The organism is bacterium, from assembly GCA_020444325.1.
Classification (GTDB): Bacteria; Bacteroidota; Ignavibacteria; order SZUA-365; family SZUA-365; genus BM516.
Map to the genome: position 1 here is coordinate 51,498 of JAHLLD010000012.1, position 20,593 is coordinate 72,090.

At 57.0% G+C, this 20,593-nt stretch carries 18 protein-coding genes; 8 read left to right on the plus strand and 10 right to left on the minus strand.

The window, feature by feature from the left end; translation table 11 throughout:
• Positions 1-43: 43 nt before the first annotated feature.
• Positions 44-3,016, minus strand: a complete 2,973-nt coding sequence (locus tag KQI65_14390; protein MCB2205926.1) for a TonB-dependent receptor — start codon at positions 3,014-3,016, stop codon at positions 44-46.
• 647 nt (positions 3,017-3,663) lie between these two features.
• On the opposite strand from KQI65_14390, the gene KQI65_14395 reads away from it, so the two are divergent.
• Genes KQI65_14395 through KQI65_14410 form a run of 4 tightly spaced genes read left to right on the plus strand, consistent with a single transcriptional unit; the run spans position 3,664 to position 7,045 of the window.
• Positions 3,664-5,409 (plus strand): carbon starvation protein A, encoded by a 1,746-nt coding sequence (locus KQI65_14395; GenBank protein MCB2205927.1) that lies wholly within the window; start codon positions 3,664-3,666, stop codon positions 5,407-5,409.
• The gene (locus KQI65_14400) at positions 5,406-5,858 is read left to right on the plus strand and encodes a hypothetical protein (GenBank protein ID MCB2205928.1); all 453 of its coding nucleotides are present in this window, start codon (positions 5,406-5,408) and stop codon (positions 5,856-5,858) included. The genes KQI65_14395 and KQI65_14400 overlap by 4 nt, the downstream gene beginning before the upstream one ends.
• The gene (locus tag KQI65_14405; GenBank protein ID MCB2205929.1) at positions 5,855-6,142 is read left to right on the plus strand and encodes a hypothetical protein; all 288 of its coding nucleotides are present in this window, start codon (positions 5,855-5,857) and stop codon (positions 6,140-6,142) included. Before KQI65_14400 ends, KQI65_14405 begins: the two co-directional genes overlap by 4 nt.
• Before the next feature lie 3 nt (positions 6,143-6,145).
• Complete coding sequence (locus KQI65_14410; protein MCB2205930.1) at positions 6,146-7,045, plus strand: ArsA family ATPase; 900 nt, start codon at positions 6,146-6,148, stop codon at positions 7,043-7,045.
• A 2-nt stretch (positions 7,046-7,047) separates the two neighbouring features.
• Here KQI65_14410 and KQI65_14415 read toward each other — a convergent pair whose 3' ends face one another.
• A complete protein-coding gene (locus KQI65_14415) occupies positions 7,048-7,782 on the minus strand; it encodes an SdiA-regulated domain-containing protein (GenBank protein MCB2205931.1) in 735 nt (244 codons plus the stop codon).
• Between the two features lie 401 nt (positions 7,783-8,183).
• Between KQI65_14415 and KQI65_14420 the strand changes: the two genes are divergently transcribed.
• Positions 8,184-9,164, plus strand: coding sequence for a malate dehydrogenase (locus KQI65_14420; protein MCB2205932.1), 981 nt, complete (start codon positions 8,184-8,186; stop codon positions 9,162-9,164).
• Positions 9,165-9,372: 208 nt separating this feature from the next.
• On the opposite strand, the gene mnmA is transcribed toward KQI65_14420, so the two are convergent.
• Entirely contained in the window at positions 9,373-10,476 is a 1,104-nt protein-coding gene (gene mnmA / locus KQI65_14425) for a tRNA 2-thiouridine(34) synthase MnmA (protein ID MCB2205933.1), read from the minus strand.
• A gap of 131 nt (positions 10,477-10,607) precedes the next feature.
• Here mnmA and KQI65_14430 point away from each other — a divergent pair, with 131 nt between their 5' ends.
• Entirely contained in the window at positions 10,608-11,348 is a 741-nt protein-coding gene (locus KQI65_14430) for a lysophospholipid acyltransferase family protein (protein ID MCB2205934.1), read from the plus strand.
• Here the strand turns inward: KQI65_14430 and hpnE are convergent.
• The 5 genes from hpnE to KQI65_14455 are packed head-to-tail and all read right to left on the minus strand — an operon-like array spanning position 11,331 to position 16,239.
• Positions 11,331-12,653, minus strand: a complete 1,323-nt coding sequence (gene hpnE, locus KQI65_14435) for a hydroxysqualene dehydroxylase HpnE (GenBank protein MCB2205935.1) — start codon at positions 12,651-12,653, stop codon at positions 11,331-11,333. The genes KQI65_14430 and hpnE overlap by 18 nt on opposite strands.
• The gene (hpnD, locus tag KQI65_14440; protein ID MCB2205936.1) at positions 12,650-13,510 is read right to left on the minus strand and encodes a presqualene diphosphate synthase HpnD; all 861 of its coding nucleotides are present in this window, start codon (positions 13,508-13,510) and stop codon (positions 12,650-12,652) included. Before hpnD ends, hpnE begins: the two co-directional genes overlap by 4 nt.
• Complete coding sequence (gene hpnC / locus KQI65_14445; GenBank protein MCB2205937.1) at positions 13,485-14,330, minus strand: squalene synthase HpnC; 846 nt, start codon at positions 14,328-14,330, stop codon at positions 13,485-13,487. The genes hpnD and hpnC overlap by 26 nt, the downstream gene beginning before the upstream one ends.
• A gap of 49 nt (positions 14,331-14,379) precedes the next feature.
• Positions 14,380-15,309, minus strand: coding sequence for a cysteine synthase A (gene cysK / locus KQI65_14450; GenBank protein ID MCB2205938.1), 930 nt, complete (start codon positions 15,307-15,309; stop codon positions 14,380-14,382).
• A gap of 21 nt (positions 15,310-15,330) precedes the next feature.
• The gene (locus KQI65_14455) at positions 15,331-16,239 is read right to left on the minus strand and encodes a serine acetyltransferase (protein MCB2205939.1); all 909 of its coding nucleotides are present in this window, start codon (positions 16,237-16,239) and stop codon (positions 15,331-15,333) included.
• Between the two features lie 143 nt (positions 16,240-16,382).
• Here KQI65_14455 and KQI65_14460 point away from each other — a divergent pair, with 143 nt between their 5' ends.
• Positions 16,383-17,240 carry a DUF481 domain-containing protein gene (locus KQI65_14460; protein MCB2205940.1) on the plus strand — a complete coding sequence of 286 codons (858 nt, stop codon included), beginning with the start codon at positions 16,383-16,385 and terminating at the stop codon, positions 17,238-17,240.
• Positions 17,241-17,328: 88 nt separating this feature from the next.
• Positions 17,329-18,984 carry a T9SS type A sorting domain-containing protein gene (locus tag KQI65_14465; protein ID MCB2205941.1) on the plus strand — a complete coding sequence of 552 codons (1,656 nt, stop codon included), beginning with the start codon at positions 17,329-17,331 and terminating at the stop codon, positions 18,982-18,984.
• A gap of 60 nt (positions 18,985-19,044) precedes the next feature.
• Here the strand turns inward: KQI65_14465 and KQI65_14470 are convergent, their stop codons facing one another.
• Positions 19,045-20,232 (minus strand): small ribosomal subunit Rsm22 family protein, encoded by a 1,188-nt coding sequence (locus KQI65_14470; GenBank protein MCB2205942.1) that lies wholly within the window; start codon positions 20,230-20,232, stop codon positions 19,045-19,047.
• Between the two features lie 33 nt (positions 20,233-20,265).
• On the minus strand, positions 20,266-20,508 hold the full coding sequence (locus KQI65_14475) for a hypothetical protein (protein ID MCB2205943.1): 243 nt from the start codon (positions 20,506-20,508) through the stop codon (positions 20,266-20,268).
• Positions 20,509-20,593 lie beyond the last annotated feature (85 nt).

The window sequence follows — 20,593 nt, forward strand, 5'->3', positions numbered from 1 at the left end:
CTCCAACATGTATTCCGATTGAATTCTGCCTACTGGAAATGGATTAGAAGTTCACACGCACACCGAACCAGACGCGACGGGGTGCACTGTAGACACCGGCGTTCATCAGGACCTGCTGGTAGTAGAAGTCCTGATAGAGATTGGCAAAGACATCGCCGTAGCTGGCGTAGTTTGCAATCTGCGTCTGACCTTCATCGGTGGCCAGGTAATTGTTGCTCTCCGCACTACCGGAAGTGGCGTAGACACCTGTGACATTCTTGATGTTCAGCAGATTGGTCACGCGGATGTAGAAGTTCCAGTCGAGCGGACCAATGGTGACCGTCTTGTCGAAACGTGCATCCAGGTTGAACACCCACGGGGTGCGGGACGCATTGATCGCCTCAATCGGGGTGCGGCGGTCGCCGAAGGAGAATTCGTTCACGCGGGTATACGGTGTGCCGGAATTGAAGGTGAAGAGGAAATTGGCTCCGAAACGCTCGAGCAGCTGTACGCCGAAGACCTCCGGACCGTCATCCCTGCCGAAGCGATAGTCGACGTTCAGCGAACCGCGATGCGTCTGGTCAAAGGCCAGTGTCATCGGGTACTTCGGAAGGAACGGCGTCTCTGTCGGGGAGAGCCAGAGGGCACGGAAGGACGAAGAAGGACTCGATCCCGTTCCGCGTGCGTCGCTGTAAGTATAGTTGGTCTGCAGCATGATGCGCTCGGTGCGGCGCATGGTGATCTGCAGCGAGACACCGGTGGTGGTCGCGAAATCGCCGTTCACCCAGGCGTAATATGCGGGATGTTCCGCGCCGAATTCGGCCGGAATCTGACGCTGCTGAATCTGGTCGCGAATATCCTTGTAGAACGCGCCGATGTCAAAGGCCAGGTTCTCACCGAGCTGCTGACGGAAACCAAAGTCATACTGGATGGTCTTTTCAGGACGCAGGCCGAAACCGACCGGCGAGCTGACTGCATATCCACCCTTGATCTGCGAGGAAATGGTCGCGTTTCCGAGATACACGTCACGCAGACGCGACTGCTGCACGAAAATACCGTACTGCGCGTAGAACACCGTCTGGTCCGTCACCGGGAAGGAGAAACCGAGACGCGGACTCACGGTCTTGGACGGCTCGACATCCTTGACGTTATCCGGACTCTGGTCGATCAGACCGTCAGAGGTGAACTTGATGTTCTGCGGATCCACGAATTCCTTGGAGTTCGTGTTTATATAGTCGTAGCGCAAACCGACGTTGATGACGAGATCTTCGAGTTCGATCTTGTCGAGAACGTAGAATGCGGCAAACACAGGCTCCTTGGGTCCGTCAGGACCGCTGTCGAGCTTGCGTCCGTAGTAGTCATATCCATAGTTGTTCGTACCCATGGATCCCGCGATCTCGAGATCTGTGGCATCCGGGCTCTGACGCACGAAGCGCGCAAGGCTGAATGCACTGATTCCGAAGGAACGGATGGAGTACTGTGTGAACTCACCACCGGTCTTGATCTCATGCGTACGGCCGATCTGATGCACGAAGTTGAGCTTGGTCTGCAGGGAGTTGAAGCTCGTCTTGCCGTAGCTGGAGCCAATCGGGTAACCGGCGGGATAGAAGCTGGCGCCGAAGGCGGTGATGGGCTGCTCTGGGATACCGTCAGCCAGGAAGTGATAACCGTACTGGGCATTCGCAACGGAATCGCCGTAGGCAAAGATGTCGTGCTTGAGGTCAGGATCCATCCCCACACCGAAGTTCCCGAAGAATCCGACGTACAGTTCATAGAACGTGGTCGGACTCAGGAGATGCGTGAATTTACCGTTCAAGCTGTAATCTTCACTCTGATTGAGTCCGGCGCGCTGCTCAGCGAGCTGCGTCGTGAGTCCGGCACCGTCATGACTCGTTCCGTATCCGTACGATCCATCGATACGCACGTTGATCGGATTGAGATCAAAGGTAAGGTTACCATTGAGCAGGTAGCTTTGACTCGCGGCGTTGTAGAAATATCCGCCGGGGAAGCGATAATCGATCTTCTGTGCGCTCGGTCCGAGTCGCGGATCAAAAATACCCACTTTCATCTGTTCTTCCGGAGAAAGCAGTGCGTGGGCGTCGGTCTGACGCAGCAGAGGATCGTAATACGTCGTCAGGTCGTAATCCTCACGCCAGCCAGAAGTCGGCGTGCGGGAAAAACTGTTCTGCGCCGCGACGAAGAATTTCACCGGACCGTACAGCGGTCCACCCGCCGTGAGGATATAGTTGCTCGATCCGGACTTGTACGTACCCAGGGTACGCTCACCGTAGTCTGCCCACGGGTAGTTGTCCGTGTACACCTCGAGTTCCACATTCAGCTTGCGTCCACCGGTACGCGTGGTCGTACTGATCAGACCGGCGTTTGCGCCGCCAAACTCTGCGGAATATCCACCAGCCTGGAGACTCTGCTCTGCAATGGCATTGTTGATGAGGGACAGGGAGCGTCCGCCGGCGAGCGGGTTGTTGACCTGCATGCCGTTGATGACAAAACCTGTCGCATCCGCACGACTGCCACGGATGTAGAGGCCGCCGCCGAGAGAAACCACACCGGCCTGTGTGGCGGAGATATTCTCCACACCACGCACAGGAAGGTTTTCAATATCCTCCTGCGTCACCGTTGTTTTGCTGTTTGTGACATTCTTGTCAACCAGCGGTTTCTCAGCGACAATAATGACCTCCCCTTCCAGTTTGTAGGAATCGGAAGGCAGCTGAATGTCCTTATCCGTCGTTTCATTCGACCGGACAAGCACATCCTTCACCTCGGTTTTCTGATAACCGATGTAACTTACCGTGATGTTCACCTTGCCGATGGGCACGTTGAGAACAACGTACCCGCCGTTGGCATCCGTTGCAGCACCACGCGTGGTACCACCGGAATTCACTATGACGTTTGCTCCGATCAAGGGCTCTCCGGTTTCAAGATCAGTGACCTTGCCGGATACCTTTCCCGTCTGCGCAAGCAAAGAAGCGGGAAAGAGCCCAAGCAGAAGCAGAACGAACAGTAGCTTTTTGTGCATACGAGCCTCCATTGGGGTTAAAGCTAAAGACTATCGTTAACGCTTGTGTGTCTCAGTATTTATGGAGCCGGCGTGCTCAACGCCGGGTTTTGGCCGTCAATCAGTGAGCGAAGCTCAGATCTGAGCGCAGGCTCAGTTTCGTCTTGTAGACACAGATTCGTGGAATGCGTTACGAAATCACGACCGCCGGCCGTGATGTCGGAGAAATTCCTTGCGGAACTGCACAGGGACGCGCGCCTGTGGTGGGATAATGCGAGAAGGAAGTCAGTCGCCAAGTCCGCTATCAAAACCTGTCTTGATTACGAGAACGACATGGGCAAAGCCCGAAATGCAACCGGAACTGCACCCGGTTTCCATCGCACGCAGGGTCGGCCAGGACCCTCTGCGATGTCATGACAATATCAGCTTTTACTATCGGATATCCAAGCCTTGAGCTCGCTTCGCTCGCGGTGTTGCTCACCTGCGGTTCGCGGTGTTGCTCACCTGCGGTTCGCGGTGTTGCTCACCTGCGGCTCGCGGTGTTGCTCACCTGCGGCTCGCGATAGTCCAACCGAGCGCCAGCGAGCAAGAACGCGAGCGCCAGCGAGCAAGAACCCTCGAATTTTCGCCGTGGGTTCGTTATGTTATGGGATAGAAAGGAAATGACCATGTCCCCACTTTTACTCATGCTGCTGACCTTTGCCGGGTACATTGTGATGTACAGGCTGTATGGTCGCTATATAGGGAAGAAAATTTTCCGTATCGATGACGGGAATCCGGCTCCTTCGGTGGAATTCGAGGATGGTGTCGATTATGTGCCGACACGTAAGGAGATCATTTTCGGGCATCATTTCACTTCGATTGCAGGCACGGGGCCGATTGTGGGTCCGGCCATCGCCATCATCTGGGGCTGGCTGCCCGCGCTGCTCTGGGTGTTCGTGGGCAGCATTGTCATGGGAGCTGTGCACGATTTCGGAAGCCTCGTCATTTCCATGCGCAATAAGGGGAAATCCATTTCCGACTATACATCCCGCTATATCAACAGCCGCACACGATGGTTTTTCTTCGTCATCGTCTTTCTCGAGCTGTGGATCGTGATCAGCATTTTCGGACTGGTCATCGCCATTATTTTCAGTATGTTCCCCTCTTCCGTCCTGCCCGTCTGGCTGCAGCTGCCGATCGCTGTCGGACTCGGTATCATGATATACCGCAAAGGCGGCGGACTCACCACGTGGTCGCTGATCGCCGTCGCGCTCATGTATGGCAGCATCGTGCTGGGCGCCTGGGTTCCGCTGGAACTGCCCACGATGCTGGGAATTCCCGCTCCGGGACTCTGGACGATCATTCTCCTCATCTATGCCTATATCGCCTCGGTGCTGCCCGTGACAACGCTGCTGCAGCCACGTGACTTCATCAACGCCTATCAGCTGATTATCGCCATGGCCCTTCTTTTTGCGGGCGTCATGTTCTCTTCCTTTGCCGGCAAACTGCATATCGTTGCTCCCGCCTTCCAGGCGGCGCCCGAAGCCGCTCCCCCGCTCTGGCCCTTCCTGTTCATCACCATCGCCTGTGGTGCGATATCCGGCTTTCATTCACTGGTTTCCTCCGGCACGTCCGCCAAACAGGTGCGGCGGGAAAGCGATTCGCTGTTCGTGGGATACGGTTCTATGCTTGTGGAAGGCGGACTCGCGACACTCGTCATCATCGCCGTTTCTGCCGGGATAGGGATGGGATATACTTCTGTCGATGGGGAATACCTCACCGGGGTGTCGGCATGGACGAATCACTATGCATCCTGGGCTGCCGCGGCCGGACTCGGTTCCAAGGTCAAGGCCTTCGTCGATGGTGCCGCAAACATGATTGCCATGACGGGTATTCCGCGCAGCATCGCTGTGGTGATCATGGGCGTGTTCGTGGCCTCGTTCGCGGGCACCACACTCGATACGGCCACACGCATCCAGCGCTACATCGTCTCCGAGCTCTTCACCACCCTGAAGCTCCGCGTATTCCAGAACCGCTACATAGCCACGGGCTTCGCGGTGCTCAGTGCTGCCGTGCTCGCCTTCGCATCCGGTGCGGATGGAAAAGGTGCCCTCAGTCTCTGGCCGCTCTTCGGTGCGGTGAATCAGACTCTCGCTGCACTGGCGCTCATTATCGTAACACTCTACCTCAAGGAGCGCGGAGGCTGGTCGTGGATTACCGCCGGCATTCCGGCTGTGTTCATGAGCGTGATCACCATCTGGGCGGCAGTGCTCAATCAGCTGCAGTTCGGGACGGATCAGAACATCCTCCTCCAGGTGATCAACGCGATAATCATTCTCATCGTACTCTGGGTCACGGCGGAAGGAATCGTGCAATTCGTTCGAGGCAAAGAGCAGCCAGACCCGGCGGCTGAAACCGGGAGCGGATTATGAGTATGCATGGCATGCTGCATGCCCGTCTCCGGAAAACCTGGTTGTGGATGGCCCTCCCGCCGTTTATTGCACTGACGATCTCGGAAACGCTGCGTGGCATGGAGGGGTTCAGAGGCTGGCATGTCCCCGGACAGGAAACACTGGAAATCCTGCTTTTCATTTTTTCAGCCTCGGCGTCACTTGCGCTCCCCATTCTCTATCGGTCCATGTTCGCCAGGGCACATCGCGACCGCAGCAGCATCACGCCCACCATGTACTATCGCTACGCCAATAACAGCATAGTGCTCGCTCTGCTGTCGCTCTGGGTCATGGTCATCGCCAGTATTCTCAATTTCACACCGTTTTTCTTCATCGGTATTTTCCTCATGTGCCTCTATGCAGGATACACGCAGTATCCTACGCATCACCGCATCAAAGCGGATTCCCGCATTTTCCGGGTTGAAACATGACGCGCACCACCAATATCATTCGCAGGCTGCGAGCAATGTTCGCCACGCTCGATGCGGTACAACGGCAGAAAGCGGTTGACAGCATAGAATGGGAATACGAGGAAATGCGGCATGTTTTCGCTCTGCTGGTGATGGGACAGTCGGTCGGACTCCCTTCCCCGCCCCCCGAAATCACCTTTGCACTTCTGCCGTACATGGAGGATGACCTGCGTCTGCTGCTGCGCCGCATCGACACCGCGTCCGCCCCATTCTCCCAGCTCTGGTCATCCCTGCCCATGGAATGAACCATGTCCCTTCAGACGGTATTCCATATCGGCAAAGGCGGCGTCGGTAAATCGACGCTCTCCGCACTCACCGCTCTGGGCGCAGCCGGGAAAGGCCAACGCGTCCTTCTGCTCTCCCTCGATCCCGCGCACAATCAGTCCGATCTTTTTGAAGCGTCCTTCGCAGACACTCCCCGCAACGTGCATCGCGCGCTGGATGTCATGGAGGCGGATATGGAGGCGTGGATCAGACGCTATCTTGACGAAGTACAGCAGCGCATGCGGGACGCCTACAATTACCTGACAGCGATCAATCTCGACAGACATTTCCGGGTGTTCAGACACTCACCCGGACTCGAAGAATTTGCACTGCGCCGCGTCTTCGAGCATGTCATTGCGGAACAGGACAGGTGGGATCTGCTCGTGGTCGATATGCCCCCCACCGCACTGTCTACACGATTTTTCGCTTCGCCAACCATCTCTTCGGCGTGGACCACCGAACTGCTCGCATTGCGAGAGGACATCAAGGAGCGGCGGGAAATGATTACCCGGGTGAAGCTGGGAAAAAAAGAAATCGAGACTGACCGCGTCATTACCGCGCTGTCTGAGGAACAGCAGCGCAACCAGACGCTGCGCGAATTTTTCACTGACAGCACGCGGTGTGCTGTGCGTCTCGTCATCAACCCTGATCCACTTTCGTGGAATGAAGGACTGCGCGTCCGACGCGCACTCTCTGACCTCTCCATCTCCCTGAACGCGGTTCTGCTCAACAGGGCCACGGACGATGCCCGAACACATGCACAGCTCGAGGATCTTCCGCACCTGCGTATACCCGCCATCGATCCGGCACCGATCGGAAAACAGGCTCTGCTCACATTGCTATCCCGAATCCCTGACCTTCAACCCCGCTTTCCATCACACTAGCATCAGCGTTTTTTCCCTGCGGCATAGCGGCTGAGCCTGCCGTGTTTTTTCCCTTCATCGCTGATGAGCATGTCGCCATCCGGCAGAAAGGTCAGTCCTTCCGGCTGTTCATGCAGATCTGCATCGAGCCGTCCGGCTGCCACCATCTTTCCGTTCGCATCGACCTCGATGAGCAGATGTCCCTGCGAGGCAAGGATGAAAAAATGTCCCGTGCCTGCTTGCCGTTCAATGGCCGAGGGACGCATTTCCTTCCCCTTCGCGATATCCTTGAAATCCCTTTCATCGAGTACGAAGCGCGGCTTGTCGCGCAGCCTGTGCGAACGCAGGTCGAAACTGTAGACTGCACGGTCATGCTTCCCATAGCCGTTCCCCGCATCACCCTTGCAGGCCAGAAGCAGCGAAGAGGTCGCAGGGTCATAGCAGAGTCCTTCCACATCACTGCGTTTGTCGAGCGGCGTCCTGTGCACACGATACGCCACGCGTCCCGCATCCTTCCCTTCCCTGAACTGATACAGGTCACCGTTGCTGGTCACGAGGTAGAAGTATTCGCCTGCAATGGCGAGACCCTCAAAATCCTCCGTCACCACCGTCCTTCCCAGCAGAAAATAATCCAAGATGCTCCCGGTCATCGGGTCGATGCGATAGACAACGCCCCGTTCGTCGTCATGCGCGAACACGCGGCCCCTGTCATCCGATGCCAGACCTGAAATCTCCTTCAGGTGTTTGGCGAGCTTCATCACATGCGGTTTATCGCCGAAATCATATCCTCCCGGAGCTCGCTTCGGCTGCGCGTCGCACGCTGCAACGAGGAACAGGACGCCGATTATGCAGAATGTGCATATTCCCCGCCGCAGCGATATGCAGAAACTGCATATTCTCGCGGGCAGGTTTATGCAGAAACTGCATAATGTGCGTTGTGCGGGAGGCTTCATGATCATTCCTCAAATGTGGCGAATCCAGGGATAGCGTACAGAAAAGACTGTGCGACGGGAACCGCAGGGCGAATTCCGCGCATCACATGGAGAGATTCCTGTCCGGGTTCTTGAATTTATCAAAAAATCTCGCTAGCATAAACTTCCCGGATATCAGAACTTCAACCCCCACTATCCCCTAATGCATTATTTGTGAGGATTCTGTTATGTCTCAAACCGTTCACGTAGCCGTAACCGGCGCCGCCGGCGCCATTGGTTATGCCATCCTCCCTCGCATCGCTTCCGGACAGATGTTCGGTCCCGACACCAAGGTAGCACTGCACCTGCTGGAACTGCCGCAGGCCATGGGCGCGCTGGAAGGCGTTGTCATGGAACTCAACGACTGCGCATTCCCCCTGCTCGAGAGCATCAGCATCGCCGACAATCCCGATGTCGCCTTTGACGGCGTCAACTGGGCCCTGATGATCGGTTCCAAGCCCCGCACGAAGGGCATGGAACGTAACGATCTTATCAAGGACAACGGACCGATTTTTGTCGGCCAGGGCAAAGCACTGCTCAAAGCCGCCAGCGACGTACGCGCCGTGGTTGTCGGGAATCCCTGCAACACGAACGCGCTCATCGCCATGAACAATGCGCAGGACCTTCCGAAGGACCGTTTCTCCGCGATGACGCGTCTCGATCAGAACCGCGCCATGGCGCAGCTGGCCACCAAGGCCGGTGTCGGTGTCAGCGCCGTGACCAACGTCACCATCTGGGGCAACCACTCCGCCACCCAGTATCCCGATGCCGCCAATGCGAAGATCAACGGTCAGCCCGTGTTCGACGTGATCAGCGACCATGAGTGGCTGAAGGGCGACATGATCACGAAGGTGCAGAAACGCGGCGCAGAGATCATCAACGCACGCGGCAGCTCCTCCGCGTTCAGCGCTGCGAACGCCGCCATCGACCACGTCGTCAGCCTCATCAATCCCACGCCCGCCGGCAACTGGTACTCCGCGGCCATCCCGAGCGACGGCAGTTACGGCATCGATGAAGGACTCATGTTCTCCTTCCCGCTCGTCACCGGCGCCGATGGCAAGTACAGCATCGTGCAGGATATCCCGCACGACGACTTCGCAAAGGAGAAGATCCAGAAAACGCTCGACGAACTGAAAATGGAACGCGAAGTGGTCAAAGACCTCCTCTGATCACACCCCTCGCATCCAGGAAAACTCACAAGGGCCGCCTAACCAGCGGTCCTTTTTTTTCACTCAAAAGAATCGATTTCGACTTCGATGATCGATTTCGATTTCGATTTCGATTTCGATTTCGATTTCGATTTCGATTTCGATTTCGATGATCGATTTCGATTTCGACTTCGATTTCGATTTCGATTTCGAAATCGATTTCGTATTCCTATTCGAGTATTTCGGTGATGACGCCGCCGCCTACGACGTCGTCTGCCTCATAAAAGACAGCGGATTGTCCGCGAGTGATGGCGGTTTTGGGTTGGTCGAAGGTAATGACGAGAGATCCGTCGGACTGTGGCTCGAGCGCGGCGGGCGCTGGCGTATCACGGTAGCGGATTTTCGCGTCGACGCGGAGGGGTTCGGTGGGATAAGCGTATTTCTGCATGGTGATGTCGCGCACACGAAATCTGCGGTGCTGCAGATCGGCTTTACGGCCAACGATAATGGTGTTGTCACCGGATTGGATTTCCGTCACGTACACGGGCTCTCCGACGGCGACATTCAGTCCGCGCCGCTGTCCGATGGTGTAAAACGGATATCCGTCATGCTCCCCGATTTTACGTCCTTCGAACATGACATCGCCACCCTTGAGGCGTTCGTCGATACCCGGGACGTTATCCCGCAGGAAGCGTCCGTAATCGTCGTCAGGGATGAAGCAGATTTCGTAGCTCTCCTGCTTCGAAGCCGTTCGCACTCCCATACGTTCGGCAATGGCGCGCGCTTCTTCCTTGCTGATATCCGAGAGTGGGAAGATGCTGCGCGCGAGGCTTTCCTGTGAGAGCCCCCAGAGCGCGTACGACTGATCTTTTCTCCCATCGCCGCCACGGGAAATCCAGTAGCGTCCGCTCGCCTCGTCGTGGGAAAGTCGTGCGTAATGTCCCATTGCGACACTGTCCGCACCGATCGTGAGTCCCTTGCGAATCAGTTCCTCCCACTTGATTTTGCGATTACAGATCACGCAGGGATTCGGTGTGTTGCCGGCCATGTATTCGTCGATGAACATGTCGATGACATTCTGACGGAACGGCTGACTGAAATCGAGTACGTAATGCGGGATACCGAGATCCGCGCAGACGACACGCGCGTCGTTGATGCCGTCAAGCGAGCAGCAGCTCTTGTCGTTCGCGGCGTTGCCGCCCACATCTTCGTAATTGTATGTCTTGATGGTGATGCCGATTACTTCGTAACCCTGCTCCACGAGCAGCGCGGCTGCGACACTGCTGTCAACGCCGCCGGACATGCCCACCACCACACGTTTTCTGTCTGTCACGTAATCATCCTTTCGCTTCATCGGTCGACACCGCGTCATTGGTCCACGGTGAGGGACCTGCTATATTTACCAAACGCATCCCCCGAACGCCCCGGTTCCGGGTATCGCATAAAGGAACAAAAAATCATCGCATGATCACAGCCGAAAAATCATCCCTTCACGCCCGCTTCCTGACGCCATATTTCAGGAGAAAGCTCCGTCGCAGCTTCGCTGGCGTGCATTGCAAGGGAATGGACTTTCTGGGAGAGGCGGAAAACGGCGTCCCGGTCGTACTCTACGCCAACCATCCCGGCTGGTGGGACGCCGTGCTGCCCATCTTCCTGAGCTACGACGTGTTCAGGCATGATGCCTATGCGATGATGGAAGAAAAGCAGCTGTCGCGCTACCAGTTTTTCCGCAAACTGGGTTGCTTTTCCGTCATCAGGGAGAACCCCCGCGAGGCGATGCGCAGTCTGCAGTATGCAGCATCCCTGCTTCACGGCAGTGATCGCGTGCTGTGGATTTTCCCCCAGGGAGAATTGACATCGGTCGACAAACGGCCTCTCAGTTTCTATCCCGGTACCGCGCATCTGCTGCGCGCCCTCGGCGACGTCACTGCCATCCCCGTCGCCTTCCGCTATGATTTCCTGGAACAGGAACGCCCGGAAGCCTTCATTGCCATCGGCAAACCCTGGCGCATCCATGCCAACGAGCGCGTCGACATCCCCCTCACCAGTTCCATCCTGCAGCAGCTGATGGAATACGAAATGGACGTCCAGCGTGAAGACGTCATGGAACGTGAGTTCGACGCGTATACCACCCTTCTGAGTGGAAAGCGATCCATTAATGAGATTTGGGATAACCTACGTGGGAAGTTAGTCCAGCCTAAGTAGCTCTGCAGCCCTGTTCCCACTGCGCACGGCGCTTTCTATCGTGGCAGGCAGCCCCGTATTGGTCCAGTCACCGGCCAGATACAGGCCAGGTATGGAAGTGGTGGGATCGGGACGAATGGATTCGAGTCCTGGAGCCGGAACAAAAGTCGCACGTTTTTCCCGGATGGGCATGATGCGGTCGATGTCCTCGTCCCGGAGATCAGGAACGGCAAGCGCGAGTTCATCGTGCAGCAGTGCACGCAGGGCATTTTCCCCGGCAGGAAAATCCTCCGGTACGGCAGATACTGTCGCACTGTAGTGATACCTGTTGTCGCTTTCCTTTTCCTTACTGAAAATCCAATGCAATCGCGTTTCGAGCAGTCCCGTCATGCGCGGGAGCCGGAGGTCTCGTCGCGTCCAGAAATGCAGGGATAGGATTTCCGATGCTTCAAAGCGGGAAAAATCGATGGCGAGTTGCTCCAGCACCCCCGATTCCCGCGCGAGACGTTCAAGCGCCCAGGGCGGGATGGCGCTGATGACGGCGTCTGCGGGAATTTCCTCTCCTTCCGAAGTACGTATACCCCGCACCGCACCATCGCGAATGAGAATGCTGTCAGCGCGCAGACTGCATTGCACCTCGGCACCGGCACTCCAGAGTTCAGCGAGAGCGCCATCGACCAGGAGAGGAGTGAGTCCCGTTTTGGGAAGCAGCATATCCGCTGCATCTGCGCTGCCGAGGAAGATTTCACGCAGCACAACGGTCAGCAGCCAGGCGGAAGCCCGGTCAATATCGCTGTTCATGGTTGCCAGGACGACGGGACGCCAGAAGCATTCCAGCGAAGCTCGATCCTGCCGCAGCAAGCGCAGCCAGGCCGCGGCTGTCATACCATCGAGTTCCTCGCGATCAGCCCCGGTGATGGATCGCAGTTTCCATGCAACGGAAGCGATGCGCAGACGCGCGCTCAGCGGCAGCATGGAGTAGGAAAGAAATGCCTGTGCGAGTCCGATGGGATGCGGCAGCGTGCCGGCAGTCAAAGATGCGCTGCGTCCGTCCCGGTGAAAGAATTGCAGCGCCATGCCTTTTCTGCGTTCGAGCAGGTCGCGGGTACCGCAGGCTTCCAGGTACGCAAGCGTGGCGTGGCAGCAGCCCATGAGCACATGCTGGCCGTTATCGATTTCGACTCCGCCCCGGCGCGGCGAAAAGCTGTAGGCGCGTCCCCCGAGTTTCGGCGATGCTTCGAGCAGGGTGACTTTCCAGCCACGTCGTGATGCACGGAGCGCTGCCGCCAGTCCGGCGACACCTCCGCCCAGGACGATGAGCTTCATGACAGGGTGGCGTACTGGAGTGGAGCGCGGCTGAAATACTCTGCCGCAGCGATGCGGAATTTTGCGAAAGAGGAAATGGAGATGCGCTCGTCGAACAGGGCGAACTGCTTCTGCTCGATTTTCTGCAGGATGCGGTAGTAAATGCGATCCATGATGCGCGCGGCGAAGAAGGCGGCATGATCCTCATGCGCAAGTGCGGAACGGGCACGTGCGTAATACTCGCGTGCACGCTGCGTCTCGAAACGCATCATACGTATGAAATTTTCATTATACGTACTGGAAAGCAGTTCTTCGTAGGAGTATCCGAAGCGCGTAAAATCTTCACCCGGCAGATAAATGCGTCCGATGGCTGCGTCGGCCTTGACGTCACGTACAATGTTGGTAAGCTGCAGGGCGATGCCGAGATCGATGGCGTACTGCTTTGTGGTCTCCCTGGTATAGCCGAAAATTTCACTGCACATGAGTCCCACCGTCGACGCCACGTTATAGCAGTACTCATAGAGTTCCTCGAAGCTCTGATAGCGGGCCTTCTCGAGATCCATGCGCATGCCGCGAATAAGGTCGAAGAAATGTACAGCGGGAATACTGAAGCGATCGGCAATGACACTGAGGCGATTGAGCAGCGCATGACTGCTTTCATTGCGCAATCCGCGCTCGAGCTCTTCGGTCCACCGGTGCAGCCGCTGCGCCTTGCTCTCGTGGTCCCCTTCCTCGTCGACGATATCATCCGTGCAGCGACAGAACGCATACACGGTGTGAATGGCATCGCGTTTGTGCTCGGGAAGCATGGCGAACGACATCATGAAGTTCGTTTTGCTTTTCCGGGTAATGTCAGCTGCGGACTCGGGTTCGTGCATCTGGCTTTGCTCTCAGTACAGCAGCGGAAAATAGTTTGATTCCATCGACAACGGACAGACTCGGTCGGGAATCAAGTACATTATACCCTTGTTTTTCAATTTTTTCAAGCACTGTCATCCCTCCATACCAGATCGCCCGCAATTCAAGTCGTAGGCGGTATGGCACCATCGGAAAGAGCGGCACGGCGGCGAGGAAATATCCACGCGCGCGTTCCACCTCCCCTGCAATGACCGTACGCATGCGATGGGAATCGTTTCCGGCAAGGACATCATCGACGGACAGTCCCTGTGCCTCAAGACTCGCGGCGGGCAGGTACACACGCGGTTTTTTTCGGTCGACGGAAACGTCCTGCCAGAAATTCGCGAGTTGCAGGGCGGTACAGAGGGCGTCGGAGTAAGGACCGGTTTCCTCGTTCAACCGCCCGAACAGCGCCAGGATGATGCGTCCCACGGGATTGGCCGAACGCCGGCAGTAATCGAGCACCTCATCGAAATCCTCATACCGCTCCTTCTCCGTATCCTGCACGAAGGCATCCAGCAGGTCGTGGAAAAGCTGTTCCGGTATGGAAAAGCGGCGCATGGTATCGCCGAGTGCGAGGAATACCGCGTCGTCCGCTTCCCTCTGCTGACAGCTGCGGAGGCGTTCGCGCCAGGCTTCAAGTTGTGCCCTGCGCTGATCGCCGCTGCGCTCCCCTTCGTCCGCCATATCATCCGCATGCCTGGCGAAAGCATACACCGCGGAGATATGCGGCCTGAGCGTACGCGGTAACAGGTGCGATGCCACCGGGAAGTTTTCGTAATGGCTCCGGGCGAGCTGCATGCATTCCTGGTATGCCTGCTGTAAGGTCATACGCAAAAATGCACAGAATTCAGGCCATTTCCTCGAACAGCGCCGTACTGAGATACCGTTCACCCGTGTCAGGAAGAACGGTGACAACATTCTGTCCCTCATCCATCTCCTGCGCGCAGCGAACGGCCACACTCGCGGCAGCGCCGCAGGAAATGCCAACGAGCATCCCCTCCTTGCGGGCAAGCGCGCGTGCCATGGCGATGGCTTCTTCCGTGCTCACTGTCATGATTTCATCGATGACGCTGCGATCGAGGATTTCAGGCACGAAGCCGGCGCCAATGCCCTGGATTTTGTGGGGACCGGGCTCACCGCCGCTCAGCACCGGCGATTCTTCCGGTTCCACGGCAATGATGCGGACGTCGTCGCCGAGTTCCTTGCGCAGCACCTGTCCCACACCCGAGATGGTCCCACCCGTTCCCACGCCGGCAACGAAGGCGTCGATATGCATGCCCTCCATATCCTCGAGAATCTCCACCGCCGTCGTTTCCCTGTGTGAGGTCACATTGGCCTGGTTGCGGAACTGCTGGGGAATGAACACGGCTTCCATGTTCGCGGCGAGCTCCTGTGCCCTGTCGATTGCGCCCTTCATCCCTTTCTCCGCTTCGGTGAGCACGAGTTCCGCACCAAGATGACGCAGAATGCTGCGGCGCTCCTGGCTCATGCTTTCGGGCATGGTGAGAATCAGGCGGTATCCTTTAACTGCACAGACCATGGCGAGTCCGATGCCCGTGTTTCCTGAAGTCGGCTCGACGATGGTGGTGCCCGGACCAATGACGCCTTCCTTTTCCGCCGTCTCTATCATGTACAAGGCGGGACGCTCCTTGACGCAGCCAAGGGGATTGAAGGATTCGAGCTTCACCCACACGGTCGCGCCCTTTTCGGGAGAAAGCCGCGAGAGGCGAACCAGCGGTGTACGTCCAATGCTCTCGTTGATATTCTGAAAACGCATGTTCCTGCGCTCCTTTCCTTTTCAAATAGTGTAGTACCAGGCAGCGTTGTCACGGTCGCCGGCGGGAATGACATTGATGCGCGGCTCGCTCGTGACAACGGCATGCGCCTCGACGGATTTGACGAGCCAGACATTTCCTCCGATCACCGCGTCGTGGCCGATTTCCGTTTCGCCCCCGAGTATGGTTGCTCCTGCATAAATGGTGACGCGGTCTCCGATGGTCGGATGCCGCTTTTTTTCCGAAAGTTCCTTCCGCACGCTGAGCGCGCCGAGAGAGACGCCCTGGTAAATTTTGACGTGCTCCCCGATGAGTGTTGTTTCCCCGATGACCACACCCGTACCGTGATCGATGTGGAAATACCTGCCGATCTGTGCGCCCGGGTGGATGTCGATTCCCGTCCTGCTGTGTATGTACTCGCTCATCATGCGCGCGATCAGACGCACACCGTGCGTCCAGAGAAAATGGGCCACCCGGTGTACCGCAATGGCACGGAGTCCCGGATAACTCAGGATGATTTCTTCCCGCGATTTCGCGGCAGGATCTCCGCTGAGCAGAGCTTCCACGTCGGTCGAAAGAACGCTGCGCAGCTGTGGGAGCGCACGAAAGAAATGCTCGACGATGTCGCAGGCTTCCTCGCGCAGCCCCGATTCATGTTGCAGCGCCCCGTTCTCCCCTCGATCAAAGTGCAGATTCTTCCGCACCTCCTCCACCAGCTTCTCATACACGCGCACGAGCCGGCCCCCGGTCAGGAAGCTGAGGTTGGCCCGGCTGAGCGATTCATCACGGAAAAATCCCGGAAAAAGCAGCGCCTCAATATCCCGCACCACGTCGATGATGGCATCGCGGGATGGAAGGTTGTTGCCCTGAAAGTGATTGATACCACCTTCGCGGTGATATGAAGCGAGCAGGGCTTCTGTGAGGTCCTGCATGTCGCCCTGATGTTCTGTATTCATGTCGACTCCTTTCTGCCTCAACGCAGAATATTGGAAGAGGATTCCTTTCCGTGCGGGGAAAAGTGTATCACGGAGCCGCCGGGCCGTATCCATTTTCGTGAATTCCGTATCTTTGGCACATGAAACACGACAATTCAGTGCATAATCCGCAGCTTCTTCGCACGATGTTCCTTCAGATGGTCTGCCGTACGGGACGCCGCCTGCAGCTGCTGCTGTTCCTCCTGCCATTTTTCATCATCCTTCCCGCCATGCTCCACGCGCAGGTCAACACGGAAAAGCTCCGCCGCGATGGCGAGAAAACCGGGGTGTTTTTCAACACCGGGGTGGCACTCGGACTGGTACGCGGGAATTCCGAATTCGTCTCCGTCGAGGGTGATCTGCGTTTCGACTACGTGCGGACGGACAACGACAACTTTGTCGTACTCAACTATGCGTTCAAGGAAGCGCGCCAGGGAAAAATCGCGAACAAGGGCTTCCTGCACGGAAGAAGTATATGGGATGTGGCTTCAGCCCTTGCGGTGGAAGGATTTGCGCAGGCCGAGTTCAATGAATTTCTCTCCCTGAAGAACAGGGATCTCCTCGGCGCAGGGGCGCGATGGAAAGCGATCGACCTGCGGGACAATGATGAAAAAAGTCGTCTCGAAATCTTCCTCGGCATCGGTGCGATGTTCGAGCATGAGGAGTATGACACGAGTCCCGCTGCCCTGCGCTTCGACCGCATGCGTTCGACGAATTACCTGACCCTGAACTGGACGCCCTCCGACGCCGCGGCAGCCACCCTGATCGCGTACGCGCAGCCGCTTGTCGAGAATCCGGAGGATGTGCGCATCATCACCGATGCATCCGTCGAATGGAAAATCGTAGCGGGACTCCATTTCAACGTGCGCTGCAGCTGGCGGTATCACAGTCGTCCCGTAACCGACGTCAAGCGCTATGATCTTGAGCTGACCAACGGACTGCGGCTGTCACTTCCCTGAGCAGCGTTTCCGTCACACGCGTCGTCATGGGAATAATCTGTGCCATTGTGTGTCCTTCCATCACACACTACCCGGCAGGAGGTTCAGAATGATTCGTTTTGCATGCCTGTTTCTCATCCTCACTTCATTTTGTCAATCGCAGCAGTACCAGGTCTGGGACTTCCCGGAAGGGACGAAATACGTATCCGTTCGATCCATCGATGACGGTATCGTCGCCATGGAGGAAAGAACAGATGTACAGGCGTATGGAGGACATATCCCGGGGTGGTATGTCGAAGCGGTTGTCAATGCGTTTATCCCGAAAGATGATGGAACACTGCGGCAGTACGTCCTTCGTCCTGATACGACCTACCACAGTGGACAGCAGATGGAGTACACAGCTCCCGTGTACACGTCGGATTTCACTCGCCTGGATGATGAGACTGTACTTGCCGTGCTGGCAACCGCGGAGGTGCAATACACCGATCTGGGCTCATGGATCACGAATATCCCCCCGATGCGGCTTTTCGTTCTTCATGACACCGGATTGGAAGTTCTCGCTGAAATACCGGGTGCGCTGAATCCATCGTTTCATCGCACACAATCGGGCGACATCCTTATGGTGTGGGACGAGCGCAGCATTCCGGACGAGCCATGGGAAATATCTTCGTCCGATGATGCTGAGATTCATGTGGCGCGTGTGAGTGCATCTGATGGACTTCAGGATGCCGCCGTCATCGGATCCGGTTTTCGGCCGCATTGGATTGAAACAACGGATGGCAGCCGCTACCTCGCCTATCTCCACAGTGTACACCGGGAACGGAACGACAGGCTCGACTTCACACTGCGCCAGGTTGCGCCATCAATCGGTCAGCCAGCAGCGCTCGACAGCATGATCCGGGAGAGGCTTGCAACCGGCTACGCAGACTTCCCTCACAACCTGCAGACCTGCGTGAATGCTCAGAATGGTGTATCCATCCTTCTGGAAAGCGATTCGCTGCGCTTCATGCACCGCTCCGGAAATGGTCAGTTCACTCAGTATGCAACAAGGCTCGGCCGGGGTGCACAGCTTGCGCTCTATGGCAGCGAAGAAACACCCACGGTATTCTGGCGCCGCAATGATGGAGCCGTGGTATGGTCGGATATGAGTATGGGTGTAATGTTTACCGTGGTTGACACGGTGAACGGCGCCGCCGAGCATCCGCACTGGTCGAACCAGTGGACGACGCAGCGATGGATCGACGGCAACATCACGTTACTCCACCGTTCACAGGATCTGCACCGGTCGATCATCGTGCGACAGAACGCCACCTCCCCGACATCGAACGGGACGCTGCTCTTCACCCTTCCGGAAGACCGCACCGAAATTGTGAGCTGGCTGCTGAAGGATGACGCGACCCTCTGGTTGACACAGACCGACACGACACTTGACGGCACGGTGCGCTCCGCACTGTACAGGGTTACCGATCTGCCGCTGAGCGCTTCGGCAGCGCCTGTGCTTCCAGTGCAATCCGCAATACTCGGCAGCTTTCCTTCACCCACCCGGGGAGTGACGACACTGAACTACAGAGCTGCGCATGCCGGCGTCGTTCACCTCACGTTGCACGATTTGCTTGGGAAAAGATGTGCCAGGCTTGGTGATCGTATCGTCCACACCGGCGATCAGCTCCTGTCCCTGCGCCTGCCGGATCTGCCGACAGGAACCTACCTGCTTTCTGCCGTGACAGGGACGCAGCGCATCACCCGTCCCCTGCTCATTCGCTAGCGCACATCGGTTGCCCCAAGGTGATCACTCAAGTCTGCGAATGCATTCGACAGAGCGAACTCAGCTGATAATCCGGAGGCTTCCTTCGGCGGGAATGAGGATGTCATGTTCCCTACGTTCCATGTCCTTCAGCGTGATGACATCATAGCGCTGCACGCGCTCTGCATCGGCATTGCGGTCCGTTCCGTCGCGCCGGTTGCGCTGGCAGACCGATCTCCCTTCTTTCCCGCACATATGCCACCACAACCGTCCTTTCTCGTCGAAACGTTCACTGACGACACGCGTCAGCATTTCGCTGGTAGTGGATGTCCTGCCGGGAGCGGATGTGTCCAATGCTTCTCTGAGCGTCTTTCCATTCCTGTTGAGAACAACGTAACTGTACTTGAGTGACTTCTTGATATTGCCGATTTCCTCATCGAGTTCTTCCATGAAATCGGGCCGTTCCCACGGGAGGTCGTCATGGCACCAGTCGGTGGACTTGATAAGTGCGGGACAATCCTTCTGCCGCAGGCAGGGTGAAAAAACCGTCCACCCTGCACGCACAGCCTCATCCCGCAATTCCAGCAGAGCGCGAGAGGTTTCACGCAGCGCAGGTTCTATCAGCAGCAGCTGTCCGTTTGCATCAGTCCGATCCCCCAGCCATGTGAGCAGCTGCGCGCGCTTTGCGGGAGGAAGCTCGTTGACGACATTCATCGCGAGAACAAGGTCGTACCGTTCCTTCAGCGGGGGCGGTGATGTCAGGTCCGCTGACTGCGTCGTGACATGCATGGACAAACCGCCTCGTGCGCTGACTGCAGTCGCGACCAGCTCGTATGTCGCTAGATTCTGTGACACGGCGTCAATTGCAGTGATGTGGATTTCCGGAATCGCGTCAGCGGGATACAGTTCGGGGAGCAGAGCCGCGAGTCCGGCAGCAGCCGTTCCGGGTCCCGCCCCAAGGTCCAGCACACGCAACGCACCCCCTGGCAGAGCATCCGCCATCGCAAGCTCGCGCAGCGCACGATGGAGTTTGAGCATGTTTGCGGAGCTGTAATAGACGAGATAGGCCGTCCGCAGACGCTTATCCTTCATATACCGCTGCGCGCCACTCCCGCGCGCATCCGTCGCATTCAGATATGCTGTCAGCTGCCGCAATGCTGGCAGCAGGCGATGCAGCTGCGAGCTGTCGCCGGTGTCGATACCCGTCACCTGCCGCAGGGCCTCAGGCCACCATGCTGGGAGCTGCAGTTTTCCGGGCTTCAGCGCCATATCACAATCCGCCCAGGAGTACTGATGGTGTGGTCAGTCATCATCCTCTTCACCAGCTCCATAAAGCTCTATTTCCTCGTTCGCGTCAATGATGATGGACGCAAGATCAACCACTGCGACCGCCCTTTCACGAGGCACGAAGGTTCCGAGCAGGGCCATGCCGGCATCGAGCCGCGCACCAGCGTCATCATTGTCAAAAATATCAGTCAGCACCTTGTTCATTTCCTCAGGCGTGAGATTGAGAAATCCCTTCTGCATGGCTTCTTCGAACTTCATGTCTTCTCCTTGCTGTGCTCTGGCAGATAGTTACTTTCTTCCGCTGTCGCGGCTCCCGAAATATACACAAATCACATCACCGCGT